This is a genomic window from Haloarcula sp. R1-2 (assembly GCF_011627385.1).
Lineage (GTDB): Archaea > Halobacteriota > Halobacteria > Halobacteriales > Haloarculaceae > Haloarcula > Haloarcula marismortui.
This window is the reverse complement of sequence record NZ_JAANTG010000002.1, coordinates 1,153,410-1,167,038: the sequence shown is the minus strand read 5'-3', so window position 1 is coordinate 1,167,038 and position 13,629 is coordinate 1,153,410. Positions and strand designations below refer to the sequence as shown.

Genomic DNA, 13,629 nt, shown 5'->3' with positions numbered 1-13,629 from the left:
GGGGATGCGCTACAAAGTCGCGCCGCCGGCCCGCTCGCGCCCGTTTCTGGAGACCGCAAGAGAGGCGCTTCCGCTTGTCCCTGACAGCGAGGCGGACTGTTGTCGCGCGATTCAGACGGCAACTGACGTGTCCGACCGCGAAACGGCCCAGAAGTACCTCGTGCTCTTGCAGGCGCTGGGACTGGTCGCCGAGAGCGAGCGGGGTTACTACCGGACGAGGACTGACCTCGACCGGGCGGACCTAGCGACGGCCTTCGAGGAATCGGTCTTCGGCGTCGATGTGCTCCTCGCTGCTCTCGATTCGGAGTCGGTAGACGGTGACACTGCGTTCGACGCGCTCCGGGCTGAGATTCCCCGCTGGGAACGCGAACGCCACACCGACTGGGAATCGGTCTGGCAGGAGCGCACGGCGAACCTGCTGGAATGGGCCGTAGTGTTCGGACTCGCTCAAAAAACGGATGACGGCTACAGACAGCCAACCGAAAACAACGAAAATGAGTGAAATGACGGGCCGCTACTCCGCCGGGTCGGTGTCGGTGACGGTCCCGACGCCCTTCGAACTCCCCTCGCGGAAAACGAACTTCTGGCCCGCTTCAACGAGATAGGAGCGGAATTTGAATCGGACACCGGTCTTGCCGGCGTCGCCCGGGAGCAACTGCCCGCCTTCCGGATAGAACGCCGCGGCCTCGCTGACTGTTTCGAGGTGGACCACGGGCTCATAGCCGTCGCCGATGCGGGTTGGGTGGTTCAACACCATTACCTCAGCCTCAAACTCCTGTACCGGCGACGGGTCGGCATCGCTCGGTAGCAGGACCATCCCGCGCTCGATATCCGCCTCGCGGACGCCCTTCAGCGCGATGCCGACGATACGGCCGGCCTTGGCTTCGTCAACCCGGTGGTAGTGCATCTCGATGGACCGCACTTCGACCTCCTGAAAACTCCCGTCTTGCATCGGTCCAAGTAACAGTTCGTCGCCAGCCTCGACCTCGCCGGATTTGATGGTGCCGGAGGCGACCGCACCGACCCCCTGAACGTTGTACGTCCGGTCGACGTACATCCGGAAATCGCCCACCTCGCCGGCAGTCTTTGGTAGCGCCTCGAACATCTCGTCGAGGGCGTCCAGCCCCGCCTTGGTGACGGCGCTGGTGGTGACGACGGGAACGACAGTCTCAGATATTTCGTCGATAGCCGTGTCGACGCCGTGGCGCTCTACCCGGAGCGGCGTCTTGTCGACCTCTCGCAGTGCTTGCTCGACTGAGCGTTCGACTTCGGCGACCCGTTCACCGTCGACGAGGTCGGTTTTGGTGAGCGCGACAATCGTCGGGAGGTCCGTCGCCAGCAGGATGCCGAGATGCTCGCGCGTCGTCTCTGTCACCCCGTCGTCGGCCGCGACGGTCAGGAGGCCGTAGTCGAGTTTCTGGCCGACGAGGCCGCGGATGGTCGTCCGGAGCCACGGCTCGTGGCCGACGGTGTCGACGAAGGAGACGAGCCTGTCGGATTCTTCGACGACCCGCGCGCGGTCGTCCTTCCGGTGCGGGTTGTCCATGCGAATTGGCTCGCCGTCCGCGTCGAAGCCGTAGACGCCGTATGAGAGGTCCGCCGAGAGGCCCCGTTCGACCTCGTGTGGCTGCACGTCAAGGAAGCCGCGTGTCCCACCTTCGCCGTCGTCGGCGTCACCGGTGACTAGCGACCCCACGAGCGTGGATTTGCCGTGGTCGACGTGCCCGGCAGTTCCCACGACAATGTGGTCATCGTCTGCAAGGACCGACCCCTCGGAGACTGTCGCGACACCCACGATACCGTCTGTGTCTGTCGATCCGTTCTCTGAAACGCCGTCAACGCCCCACGTTTTGACCTCCTCGATGTGCGCGCCGGCTTCCTCTGCCAGCAGGCTAAGCACGTCCATCGACTCGGAGAACTCTGCCGGCGAGATGCCGGCGAGACCGCCGTCGTCGGTGACGCCGACGACGTACGTCGCCTCCCCATCTCCGGAGAGAACACGGTGGCGGAGTTGCGCCGCGAGGGATTCGAGTCGCCCCTCGGATAGGTGGAGATCTTCGGTGAGCCGTTCTTTGAACTCGACGCTGCCGCCCTCCCGTTCACCGCGGTCAAGCGCGCGCCGGAGGACAGCCCGGTCGGGGCTCATATCCCCTCGTTACCGTGGGGCAGACATAAGCCTTCCCCGGATTTAGGCCTCCAGAGCCCTCCTGAATCCAGTGAATGAGTCTCTCTCTCACAATAACAGCCGGACGGATATTTATACGTGAGGGCGCAGCCAGACCGGCTCATGGACTGAACCACTATACGGGGTTTGCGGTCGTGTGGCGCCGCCCCGTAGATAGCCGACTGCTGTCGACGGCGTCACCTGTCCGCCAATTTGGCTAACCACTGGTCAGCGTGACATCTGGCTGCTCACGAAAGCCACTCGTGCAGTGTGTGGTCTGCATACGCGATACCGAGGGTCAGTACAGACGGGCCGGTCAAAAAGAGAGACACCGTCACGACATACTGCGTAGAGTGGTCGTTGACTTACGCAGCGAAGCCAACCCGGTACGTGGTATCAGCAGACCGGCGACCGCGTACCGTGCTTTTCGAAACCAGTGCCTCAGTCTCGATACGGCGCGACCGCTTCGAGGAAGCCATCGCCATAGCTCGCATCAGTCACCCGGTCGGCCCGTTCGAGCGCCGTTTCATCGGCATTGGCGACGGCTACGGCTTCACCGGCCAAGTCGAACATCTGTGCGTCGTTCACCGAGTCGCCGACCGCCAGGAACTCTGCCGGGTCCAGATCCAACTCCGAACACACCGCTTCGAGCCCAGTCCCCTTGTCGACGACAGGGTCTGTGACGTGGTAGGCGAAGCCGGTATCGAGGACGACGAGCCCGCGTGCCGCGGCCAGTTCTTCCAGCGGTTCGAGCGGCTGGTCGAGCGAGACAACGAGTTCCGTTTCGCGCCAACGGTTTGCAAGGTCTATCTGTCCGAAGCCGAGGTCGTGACCTAGGTCGCGATAGGATTCGCCGACCGCCAGCGCCGCCTCATGGTCGCCTTCCAATCTGAGTTCATCGGTGGCTTCGACGAACACGACGCCGCCGTTCTCGGCAACGACTGTCCGCTCGAGGCCGAGAAACTCACAGAGCGCAATCGGGAACGGCATCGCTTTCCCAGTCGCGATGACGACACGTGCGGGCCACTCGCGGAGGACCGGTATGACATGAGGGTCAAGCGCGCGGCTCTCGTCGGTCAGTGTCCCATCGATATCCACGATAAGGGGAGGTGTGTCGCTGTCCATACGTTCGGGTTCGGAGCGTCGGATATGTGGGTTGCGGTCAGTCGTCAGTTAGCGTCTCGTAGGCCGCTTGCACCTGCTTGAATTCCCTCTCGCTCCCGCTGTCGGTGTCGGGATGGACCTCTTTGACTTTCTCGCGGTAGGCTCGTTTGATAGTACTCTGGTCGGCGTCCGGGTCGAGGCCTAACCGCTTGTAGGCCTCCGCCGGACTCGGTCCCGACGACTGGACGCGCTGTCGGCGCTGCCGGCCACCCGCTTGCTGGCGGCGCTGCCGTTGCCGCCCCTGCCCACGGCGTTGGCCGCCCTGGGTCGCTTGCGAACGGCGCGCCCGGCGGCCGTCCCGCGGTGGTTCCCATTCCTCCCGCGGGCCAGCCTCGAACCCCCCACGGCGGGCGTTCCCCGTGTTCTGTGCCGCCTGTCGCTCAACCCGCTCGTAGAGGCTCGCAGCCATCTTCCCGCTGAGGTGGTAGTACATGAAATACGTCGACACCCCGAACATGAGCGCCAGGAAGAGCACCGCAGGATTGATCACGAGACCCACCGCCGTCAGGACGACTGTCAGGCCTCCGAACACCACCGCGATTCCCTTGGTGAGCCCATCGTACTGCACGCACGTTCCTTCGGTCCACAGACCTGTAAGCGTCCCGCCTCTCGCCGTCCATCCAGTCCGTTTTCGAACTAGATAGCGGGCACATTCCCGGATGATACAGGACCGGAACAGAACGGAACCACACGATATCGACACCAACGGACTGACAGACCTGTTTTGCCAAAACCGCACCACGGCAGCGTGTCTGACACAGCCTCAGTACCTCCCTACGCACTGTTAGTAGGTGTTTATCACCACACGCAAACCCCCACCAGTTTCTACTGGATATCTCGCTCACGTCTGGTGATTCACGGGGTCGGATTTTCACTTTCACCTCGGTCTAGACAGTATTAAGAAGAACCGACGGCATCTATTCCGTTGTACGCGGCTATCGTTTCACGCGTCACCAGCACAGTTCGTCGAGCACCGTAGCCACGACTCCGGAGATTGCTACGGCCGCCGCCGAATCGCAGACAAGAAGGATTAAACGCTATCGATGACTACGTATTCGCCGCCAGAAATGACAGGATCACGGGTAGCTACGACGAGGGGTATCGACCGACAGACGGCCGCTGTCGGGAGGAGGAGCGGGCGATGAGTAACAGCGACCTTTCCGCTGACGAGATTACGCTCCCGATCAAACGTACCGACGGTGACACTATCGAAGAGCGACTCACAGGCAATGCCTACCACAACATCCTCCCGGCTCGCTACCTCCGGAAGGATGCCAACGGGGACCTCATCGAGGGACCCGAAGACCTCTTTGACCGTGTCGCAAAGAACATCGCGCTCGCTGAAGCTGTGTTCGAGGCCAACAAGCAGGACGTCGACGTACACGTCTCGCCGGACCAGCTGAAGCCCGACCACCCGCGCCGCGACGAACTCGCCGACGAGGTGTTCGGCAAAGGAACGTCCGTCGACGACGACGTCGAGACCGAACTCTCTGTCTACAACGTCAACAAGTTTGCCTACGAGACGGTCGTGCCGGAACTGCCCGAAGGTGTCCGCGACCACGTCAAATCGACCGCCAACGCCTTCCAAGAGCAGATGGAGCAGCTCTCCTTCATGCCGAACTCGCCGACGCTGATGAACGCCGGCGACGAACTCCAGCAGCTGTCTGCTTGTTTCGTCGACTCACCGGGTGACGACATCGACGACATCCACCAGACCGCCAAGGAGGCCGCGCAGGTCTTCCAGTCCGGCGGTGGCATGGGCTATGCGTTCTGGAAGCTTCGCCCGTACGGCGACCCCGTCGGCTCGACCGGCGGCATCGCCTCCGGTCCCATCACGTTCATGCGGACCTACGACCAGATGTGCGAGACCATCGCGCAGGGCGGCGCCCGCCGTGGCGCACAGATGGGTGTCATGCGCGTCTCCCACCCGGATGTCATCCAGTTTATCCACGCCAAGAACAAGGACGTCTCACTCGCCGAGACGCTGCGCCTGAACGACCCGGACGACTTCACGCACAACTCCTTCGCAGAGGCGCTGGAGGAAGCACGGGAACTCATCGACGACGACGGACAGGTGCCAAAGCACCTCCGCAACGCCGTCGAGGGTCACCTGTCGAACTTCAACATCTCCGTCGGCGTCACCGACGACTTCATGGAGGCGTTGAAGGCCGGCGAGGAATTCACCTTCACGAACCCTCGAACGGGTGACGCCCACATCGTCACTGAGGAGACGAAAGAGCTGTACGATATGTTCGGCCTCGGCGAGCACGTCGAGGTCGGCGAGGAACTCTCGATCCCGGCCGAGGAACTCTGGGATGATATCGTTGAGGGCGCGCACGAGAACGGCGAACCCGGCGTTATCTACCTCGAACGGGTGAACAAGCAGCACTCCTTCGACGTGGAGGAGCACCCCGACCACGAGATCCTCGCCACGAATCCGTGTGGCGAACAGCCACTCGAAGAGTACGAGGCCTGCAACCTTGGCCACATCAACCTCTCGACGCTGGCCGCCACGGACGCGCCGGACTGGCGCGTCTGGTCGGAGGCCCACGCGGACGAGTACGACTCGATTGACGCGGCTATCGACGCGTTCCTCGAAGAAGCGATCGACTGGGACGAGTTCGACCGACGCATCGAACTCGGGACCCGCTTCCTCGAAAACGTTGTCACGATGTCGGACTTCCCGGTCGAGAAGATCGAACAGAAGGTCCGGGAGATGCGCAAAATCGGCCTCGGTATCATGGGGCTGGCCCAGCTGTACATCCAGCTCGGCGTCGCCTACGGGACCGAGGAGGCCAACGAGATCGCCCGCCAGACGATGCGCCATATCAACCACGGGTCCAAGGCCGCGAGCCACGAACTCGCCGAGGAACGGGGCGTCTTCACTGAGTGGGAGAACTCCAAGTACGCGAACCCGACAGACTACTCCGACTGGTTTGAGAAGCAGACCGGCGAGGACGCGGCGGACTGGGAAGACGGCTACCCGATCCGCAACCACAACACGACGACCATCGCCCCGACCGGGACGACCTCGATGATTGGCAACACCACCGGCGGGTGTGAGCCCATCTACAACGTCGCCTACTACAAGAACGTCTCCGACGACGTGCAGGGCGACGAGATGCTCGTTGAGTTCGACGACTACTTCCTCCGCGCGCTGGAGGACAACGACATCGACGTCGAGGCCGTCAAGCAGGAGGCTCAGGAGCAGATGGCCAACAACGAGTTCGACGGCGTCGACGGGCTGACGACCGTGCCCGACGCCATCGGCGAGCTGTTCGTCACCACCGGCGACCTCTCGGCGAAGCAGCACGCGGGTATTCAGGTAGCCTGTCAGGAGGGCGTCGACTCCGCCATCTCGAAGACGGTCAACGCCCCGAACGACTCCACGACAGAGGACGCCGCCGAAGTGTTCGAGTACATCTACGACCACGGCGGCAAGGGCGTCACCTACTACCGCGACGGTACCCGCAGCAAGCAGGTGCTGACCACGCGCGCCCAGAACACGGAGTTCTCGGACATGGACGCCGACGAGATCGTCGCCCAGATCGAGGAGGTCTTCGGCGGCATCGAAGGCTTCCTCGAGGACGAGGCCGTTCAGGCCGCCATCGACGACTCCATCCAGCAGGTGCTGGGTGTCGCCGACGGGGACGCCGAGTACGCTGAGAAGCAGACCCGGCCGGACGTGCTCCACGGCGTGACACAGCGCATCGACACCGGCTACGGGAAGCTCTACGTCAACATCAACGAGGATCCCGAAGCCGACCGGCCGTTCGAGCTGTTCGCCAACATCGGCAACTCCGGTGGCTTCACCGCCTCCTTCACCGAGGCGCTGGCCAAGACCATCTCGACGGCGCTGCGCTCGGGCGTCGACCCCGAAGAGATCGCCGACGAACTGCAGGGTATCCGGTCGCCGAAGGTCGCCTGGGACAAGGGCGAGCAGATCCAGTCCATCCCGGACGCCATCGGCACGGCCCTGCGTCGCTACCTCGACGGCGACGTCGACAAGGCCTACCCCGACCAGACCACACTAGAGGAAACCGCCGAAAAAGCTGAAGGCGAGGCCGCCACGCAGACCCAGACCGACGGCGGCGCGGCCGCCGCAGCCGACGCGGGTGGCGACCAGCAGGACATCATCGACGCCGGCGAGAGCCCGGAGTGTCCTGACTGTGGCTCGCTGTCGCTGTACTACTCAGAGGGTTGCAAGACCTGCGAGTCCTGTGGCTGGTCCGAGTGCTGAACGCCGCCGCCTGAGACGCGGATTCGGATTTCGCCGCGCCTGAAGCCCGTTTTTTCGCTGTGCGCTGACTCGCTGAGAGCCGGCTACCGGAATTCCGTCACGTCGTACACGCCGGTAATCGTCGTTTCCTCGACAGTCGCGGTGATTTCTGTCCCTTCTTCGGCTGCCGAGTCTGCGACAAGCGTCACTGGCTCGATGGGTTGGCGGCGGAGAAATGCCGCAATCCGTTCGAGCCACGACGGCTTCCCGCCCTTGCGGCAGACGATGACGTAGCGTGAGTCCGCGAGCGACGCCATCTTGGGCTCGAAGTCGTAGTCCTCGTGGTCGGCCGGCTCCACGACGTGAATGACCTCGCCCGCAATCGTCTCGTCCATACGCACAGTAGCGACTACAGCGGTATGTGCCGCTCGCTTTGCACTATGAGTACTGTTTGGAGACCCAGCCCGAGGCACCGCTGGGATACGAGTCGGTCTCTGTTTCCGGCTGCACCTCGCCGCGCTGGTCGACCATTCGGACGACGACGGTGTGGCCGCTGGACGGTGGGTCGTAAGTGTACTCCCACTGCCGCCAGGCGTCCGCGGCGGGGCCGTCGCCGCTGGCTGCGGGCAGTTGGTCCGAGAGCGTCGCGTCCGCCCACGTCTCGCCGCCGTCGGTGGAGACTTCGACGCGCTTGACACCGCGCAGGCCGGCGTAAGCAGGGCCGCCGATACGTCGGCGGCCGTCCGAAAGCATCGATTCGTGGTGGAGTTTAGCGACCGGATTCACCGGTCCGGTCCCCTGCCAACCGCGTTTCTCCCAGTAGCCGTCGGCCTCCTCGTCCAGCACCTCGATTTCCGAGAGCCACTTGACGTTGACCTCGCCCCAGTGGCCGGGGACCAGCGCTCGGACGGGGTAGCCGTGGCCGCGCGGGAGTATCTTTCCGTTCATCCCGTAGGCGAGCATCCCGCCCCGGAGCGCGTCGATGGGGAACTCCTCGTAGTAGTCGTCTTCGGCCCGGAGCATGACGCACTCACAGCCGCTCTGGACGCCGGCTTCTTCGAGCAGGCTGTCGACGGGAACGCCGGTCCATAGCGCGTTATCCGTCTTGTAGCCGTTGAGGCTCTCCCCCACGCAACGAAGCGTAACAAACCGGTTTTCGGCATCCATCTCTATGATATCCTCATAGTCGAGCGTGACCTCCTCTTCGACAGCGCCGGTGATAGAGAGCGACCAGTCCGCGGCCGAGATCTGCGGGTCGATGGAGTTGATGTCGACCTCGTAGAAGTTCTCGCTGACCAGCGGGTCTATGTCGCCAAAGCCCAGCGATGACTCCGCTGCGACGGCGAGCTTCTCGTCGACATCGTCGAGGTCCGCCCCCGGCGCATTCAGCACGGGCGCATCGTCACCCGTCGCGACGACCGACCGCTGGTTGCCAGCCGCGTAGCCGACCGTCGCCGCGCCGATGGCCGCGCCGACCGTCGAGAGCGCTCGCCGTCGTTTCGAGGATATCGGTGACACCGAGCCACCGAATCCGTCGAGGAGTTGCGCAAGGCCGACGACGGCGGCGGCGGGGACCGCCGGGCCAGCGGCAAGGACGACTTCGCCGGTGAGAACGATGCTGACAGCCCACGTTACGACAGCCGTTCCGACGACCGGGAGGGCACGATTGTTCGCCAGCTGGCCGGTGAGGATGGCTGCCCTGGCCGCCAGTGCGATGAACAGCCCCGCAAGTCCGATGGCGAGCAGGAGATTGAGCTGTTGGCCGAGACTGCCGAGCGTCGAGATGGCAGTCGAGACGATGATGCCGGGCATCGACCGCGCGAGTGCCCGCTCAACGGGTGAGGCGATGAACGCAGGCGCGTAGCCGGTCACCGCGTAGGACCCGGCCAGGCCCGCGATAGCTGCGGCGACGCTGACCAGCAGCCGACCGCCGGGCGAGTCGAGGAGGTCGTCAGTCATGGCTGAACCGACGGCCTACCCCGCAAAAGGGATTGTTCCAATTTCGGCTAGAATCCGTTCCGAAACTCCGGAAGACACAAGCGAGCGGGGCTGCTCTACAGAATCATGGACGAGCAGCCCGGCGGTCGGCCGTGTCCGCGCTGTGAGCGGGCAATGTACCACCGACACTGCAAGTACGTCTGTCCGGAGCACGGCGTCGTGTATGACTGCGCTGACACGTTCTACTGACGATACGCTCGCGGGTTTATTAGCTTGGAACAACGAAAGAAGTGGTATGAGTGGTCACGGGGAAGAGATTTCGGTGCTGCACGTCGACGATGACCCCGACCTTGGCGATCTCGTTGCGGTCCACCTGGAACGAACGCACGGCAACCTCTCTGTCTGTACCGAGCGAAGTGCGGCCGCTGGGTTAGAACGATTGTCTGAGCACACGTTCGACTGTGTCGTTAGCGATCACGATATGCCGGGCATGGGCGGGCTCGAATTTCTGAAGGTCGTTCGCGAGGAGTACGAGGAACTCCCGTTTATTCTCTTTACTGGCAAAGGAAACGAGGAAATCGCGAGTGATGCTATCTCAGCCGGTGTCACCGAATACCTCCAGAAAGGGATGGGGACAGACCAGTACGCCGTGCTTGCCAACCGTATCGAGCGGGCTGTCGAGGAACGACGGGCCAAGACCGCGCTCGAAGAGTCCGAGCGAATGCTGTCGACGCTCATTTCGAATCTGCCGGGGATGGTGTATCGCGCCCGGAACGAGCCTGATTGGCCGATGGAGTTCGTTAGCGACGGTGCAGCGGAGCTAGTCGGCTACAGTTCGGAGGCGTTCGAACGTGGCGATGTCTCCTGGGGTGCGCTGATCAAGGACTCCGAAACGGAGCGTCTCTGGGAAACGGTCCAGACCTGTATTGCCGCCGGCGAACCGTTCGAGGTCTCCTACCAGATCGAGACGGCCGACGGTGAGACCCGCTGGATGTGGGAGCGTGGGCGTGTCGTTGACACTGACGACAATGGCGTCGAAATCCTCGAAGGGTTCATCACCGACGTGACTGCGCGCGAGGAGCGTGAACGGGAGCTCGCGGATCAACGGGCATTTACCGAGAAGCTCATCGACTCTGTCGACGATATGTTCTACGTGGTTGGCACCGACGGGAGTCTGGTCCGGTGGAACGACACTGTCCAGTCAGTGACCGGCTACACCAACGAGAAATTAGCGTCGATGGGAATTGACGACCTCATTGTGGATTCTGACCACGAAAAACTATGGCGGATATTCAACGAGACGTTGGAAAGCGGATACGGAACAATCGAGGCAGGCATTGAAACGGCTGACGGCGAGCGGCTCCAGTACGAATTTCGAGGGACGCTCATCGAAGACGAGCGCGGCGACCTGTTCGGGATTGCCGGCATCGGTCGGGACATCACCGAGCGGAAGCGCCGGGAGCGGGAACTCAGAGAATACCGAACGCTGGTCGAAAACGTTGGGGACCCGATGTACGTCCTCGACAGGGACGGGACAGTAGAGATGGTGAACGAGGCGATGGCAGCCCATCTGGGATACGACCGCTCGGAAATCGTCGGCTCGGAGCCAGCCCGGTTCATGCCCGACGCGGATGTCGAGAAGGCGACAGAACTCATCCATGACCTACTTGACGACGAGCGAACGTGGGCTGCCTACGAGGTGCGGACGATATCGGCTGACGGGACGGTCCGGATCAACGAAGACAGGATCGCACCACTGTTCGATAAGGACGGGAACTTCGACGGGTCAGTCGGTGTGATGCGTGAGACAACAGAGCGAAAACAGCGCAAGCGAGAACTCGAACGCTATGAGACGATTATCGAGGCCGTCGGCGACCCGGTGTACACCCTTGACGAGGAGGGCGTGTTCACCTACGTGAACGAGGCGATCGAGCGACTGACTGGGTTCGAACCGGACGCTCTCATCGGCGAGCACATCTCTACGATTATGGCTGGCGAGGACATCGACCGCGGCAGCGACCTCATCCGGACCATGCTGTCCGACCCGACCCGGCAGAACGTGACCTTCGAAACGGATATCGTCGATCAGAATGGGGATCACACCCCTATCGAGATCCATATCGCGTTGCTTCCAGCCGTAGACGGGGAGTTCAACGGTACAGCGGGCGTCATCCGCGATATCAGCGACCGGAAAGACAGGGAACGACAGCTCGCGGAGTTCGCATCTGTCGTTAGCCATGACCTCCGAAACCCGCTGAACGTGGTCAAAGGGCGAATATCGGTTGCCCGGACGTCGGGCGATGTCTCACATCTTGAGGCGGCTGAGTCCGCGGCCGACCGGATGGACGAACTTATCAACGACCTGTTGACACTTGCCAGACAGGGCGATAGGGTTGGCGAGACGACGATGGTTGACCTCGCTGCCCTTGCAGGGCAGGCCTGGGCCGATGTCGAAACCGGTGAAGCCACGCTCGAAAAACACGGGACAGCGACGGTCGAAGCTGACGCGGCACGGCTCCGTGCGGTGTTCGAGAACCTGTTCCGAAACAGTGTGGAACATGGGTCCGCGAGTGACCAGCCGCAGCCTGACGACGCGGTGGAGCGGGAGTGTCGCGCGGCGACCTCAACCCCGATCACAGTCTCTGTCGGGACAATGGATACCGGATTTTATGTCGACGACGACGGCGCTGGTATTCCGCCGGAAGAGCGAGATGACGTGTTCGAACGGGGCTACACCACAAGCGATACCGGAACCGGGTTCGGGCTGGCAATCGTCGGGGAGGTCGCACAGGCGCACGGCTGGTCAGTGTCGGTGACAGAGAGCGACGGCGGCGGCGCGCGGTTCGAGTTCACGACGAGTTCGGAGCGTTGACGTGGCGGTAGGCCGGCCCCGCAAGTACCAGCACGGCCAGCGCCGCGGAGAACAGCAGCACGTGCGGGAGTGCGTCGACGGTGAGGCCAGTGAGCGTTAGCGACCGCAGTGACGCGCCGGCGGTGACCTCGACGGCGACCCACGGAATCTCACCGAGGAACGTCCCGACAGCGAACGAACGCGGCGAGACGCGAGCGAACCCGGCTCCATAGGAAACGGGGTCCGCGGGCACCGGTGAGAGTCGCGCCGCGAGGACGCCCCGCGTCTCGCCGGTCACCTCGATGATCCGCCGGCCGGAGTCCCCAAGCCAGCCGAACATCCCGCCTTGCTCACCGGCCCGGAGTGCGAATCGGTAGGGAATGAGGCAGGTGACGAGTGCGCCCATCAGCGCGACCGGGAAGCCGTACTTGACCCCGAGGACGAACCCGACGAACGCAGATAACGGCATCGTCGGCCACGCGAAGAACGGGCGGACCAGATACAGGCCGACGATGACACCCGCGAGGTAGACAGGGTGGTCAGCGAGGTGCAGCAGCTGGGCCACCACCCGCTCGGGTGTAAGCAGCGTCGTCACAATAGCGACGACTGCCACCAGTCCGGCGGTCCCGATCAGCTGTCGCTTCGCGAGGCGGTCCATCTACCCAAGTGGGCGGTAGCAATCGACAAACGCTTTGTGGTATCTTTTACGTTGCTCGGGGTTGAATCGGCGATTGTGTCCGAGACGCGAGACCCGGTCGAGCTCGGTGTCGAACTACTCGCCCATCTGGAACACGGGGAGCTGTCCGTCGCCGACGCCCTCGACCGTATCGAGACGGTGACGACCAACCCACAGGTCCAGCGCGAGATACTCGACACTGCAGTGATGCGAGGGCTCATCGAACGCGAGAACGGCGTTATCCGCCCGCGATCACAGGGGTCGTACGTGAACTTCGACAGCGATGTCGTCGTCCGTGACGGGGAGTTCTCGTGTCAGCGCTGTGGTGCAGCTATCAGTACGGCCCACTTCGTCCAGTTTGACGACGGCGAACTGGGCCCGTTCGGGTCGACGTGCATTCGGAAAGTGTTGGGGAGAGAGTAGCGAGGGGCACGACAGAAGGGGGTGGTCCTCGGTTTGAGAACGGGGAGCGGCGCGACCCGTGACCAGGGTGTGGCCCTCGGTGGGCGAGCGGCGACCGAAACGAGCCGCAAGCAGCGAAAGCGCGGTTGCTGTCGCAGCGACGGTCTCAGCGTGTCATTGAGGACAACGGCCAGAGAATAGCGAGCCTCCCGAGA

General features: G+C 63.1%; 11 protein-coding genes. 5 read left to right on the top strand and 6 right to left on the bottom strand.

Features of this window, described 5'->3' with window-relative positions; genetic code table 11:
* Positions 1–4: 4 nt before the first annotated feature.
* Positions 5–502, top strand: a complete 498-nt coding sequence (locus G9C82_RS14030; RefSeq protein ID WP_011223745.1) for a hypothetical protein — start codon at positions 5–7, stop codon at positions 500–502.
* Between the two features lie 12 nt (positions 503–514).
* On the opposite strand, the gene G9C82_RS14025 is transcribed toward G9C82_RS14030, so the two are convergent.
* The 3 genes from G9C82_RS14025 to G9C82_RS14015 form a co-directional block, all read right to left on the bottom strand.
* Positions 515–2,146 carry a GTPBP1 family GTP-binding protein gene (locus tag G9C82_RS14025; RefSeq protein ID WP_127014419.1) on the bottom strand — a complete coding sequence of 544 codons (1,632 nt, stop codon included), beginning with the start codon at positions 2,144–2,146 and terminating at the stop codon, positions 515–517.
* Between the two features lie 459 nt (positions 2,147–2,605).
* Positions 2,606–3,289: a phosphoglycolate phosphatase gene (locus tag G9C82_RS14020; RefSeq protein WP_004957443.1), complete on the bottom strand. Its 684-nt coding sequence runs from the start codon at positions 3,287–3,289 to the stop codon at positions 2,606–2,608.
* 37 nt (positions 3,290–3,326) lie between these two features.
* Positions 3,327–3,896, bottom strand: coding sequence for a J domain-containing protein (locus G9C82_RS14015; RefSeq protein WP_127014418.1), 570 nt, complete (start codon positions 3,894–3,896; stop codon positions 3,327–3,329).
* Between the two features lie 573 nt (positions 3,897–4,469).
* Here G9C82_RS14015 and G9C82_RS14010 point away from each other — a divergent pair.
* Positions 4,470–7,568: an adenosylcobalamin-dependent ribonucleoside-diphosphate reductase gene (locus G9C82_RS14010; RefSeq protein ID WP_127014417.1), complete on the top strand. Its 3,099-nt coding sequence runs from the start codon at positions 4,470–4,472 to the stop codon at positions 7,566–7,568.
* Between the two features lie 83 nt (positions 7,569–7,651).
* Here the strand turns inward: G9C82_RS14010 and G9C82_RS14005 are convergent, their stop codons facing one another.
* Positions 7,652–7,942, bottom strand: coding sequence for a hypothetical protein (locus G9C82_RS14005; protein ID WP_127014416.1), 291 nt, complete (start codon positions 7,940–7,942; stop codon positions 7,652–7,654).
* Positions 7,943–7,985: 43 nt separating this feature from the next.
* Positions 7,986–9,506 (bottom strand): sulfite oxidase, encoded by a 1,521-nt coding sequence (locus G9C82_RS14000; protein ID WP_127014415.1) that lies wholly within the window; start codon positions 9,504–9,506, stop codon positions 7,986–7,988.
* Between the two features lie 105 nt (positions 9,507–9,611).
* Here G9C82_RS14000 and G9C82_RS20930 point away from each other — a divergent pair, with 105 nt between their 5' ends.
* Complete coding sequence (locus G9C82_RS20930; RefSeq protein WP_004957459.1) at positions 9,612–9,734, top strand: HVO_2523 family zinc finger protein; 123 nt, start codon at positions 9,612–9,614, stop codon at positions 9,732–9,734.
* A gap of 46 nt (positions 9,735–9,780) precedes the next feature.
* On the top strand, positions 9,781–12,357 hold the full coding sequence (locus G9C82_RS13995) for a PAS domain S-box protein (protein ID WP_127014414.1): 2,577 nt from the start codon (positions 9,781–9,783) through the stop codon (positions 12,355–12,357).
* On the opposite strand, the gene G9C82_RS13990 is transcribed toward G9C82_RS13995, so the two are convergent.
* Entirely contained in the window at positions 12,335–12,994 is a 660-nt protein-coding gene (locus G9C82_RS13990; protein WP_121303395.1) for a TVP38/TMEM64 family protein, read from the bottom strand. The two genes, G9C82_RS13995 and G9C82_RS13990, sit on opposite strands and share 23 nt — an antisense overlap.
* Before the next feature lie 51 nt (positions 12,995–13,045).
* On the opposite strand from G9C82_RS13990, the gene G9C82_RS13985 reads away from it, so the two are divergent.
* Positions 13,046–13,435 carry a DUF5830 family protein gene (locus G9C82_RS13985; RefSeq protein ID WP_004957467.1) on the top strand — a complete coding sequence of 130 codons (390 nt, stop codon included), beginning with the start codon at positions 13,046–13,048 and terminating at the stop codon, positions 13,433–13,435.
* Positions 13,436–13,629: the final 194 nt, after the last annotated feature.

What these genes read in the sequence shown, in the direction of transcription:
- G9C82_RS14030 (WP_011223745.1), top strand. Translation starts at nt 5, where the DNA reads ATGCGCTACAAAGTCGCGCCGCCGGCCCGCTCGCGCCCGTTTCTGGAG.
- G9C82_RS14025 (WP_127014419.1), bottom strand. Translation starts at nt 2,146, where the DNA reads ATGAGCCCCGACCGGGCTGTCCTCCGGCGCGCGCTTGACCGCGGTGAA.
- G9C82_RS14020 (WP_004957443.1), bottom strand. Translation starts at nt 3,289, where the DNA reads ATGGACAGCGACACACCTCCCCTTATCGTGGATATCGATGGGACACTG.
- G9C82_RS14010 (WP_127014417.1), top strand. Translation starts at nt 4,470, where the DNA reads ATGAGTAACAGCGACCTTTCCGCTGACGAGATTACGCTCCCGATCAAA.
- G9C82_RS14005 (WP_127014416.1), bottom strand. Translation starts at nt 7,942, where the DNA reads ATGGACGAGACGATTGCGGGCGAGGTCATTCACGTCGTGGAGCCGGCC.
- G9C82_RS14000 (WP_127014415.1), bottom strand. Translation starts at nt 9,506, where the DNA reads ATGACTGACGACCTCCTCGACTCGCCCGGCGGTCGGCTGCTGGTCAGC.
- G9C82_RS20930 (WP_004957459.1), top strand. Translation starts at nt 9,612, where the DNA reads ATGGACGAGCAGCCCGGCGGTCGGCCGTGTCCGCGCTGTGAGCGGGCA.
- G9C82_RS13995 (WP_127014414.1), top strand. Translation starts at nt 9,781, where the DNA reads ATGAGTGGTCACGGGGAAGAGATTTCGGTGCTGCACGTCGACGATGAC.
- G9C82_RS13990 (WP_121303395.1), bottom strand. Translation starts at nt 12,994, where the DNA reads ATGGACCGCCTCGCGAAGCGACAGCTGATCGGGACCGCCGGACTGGTG.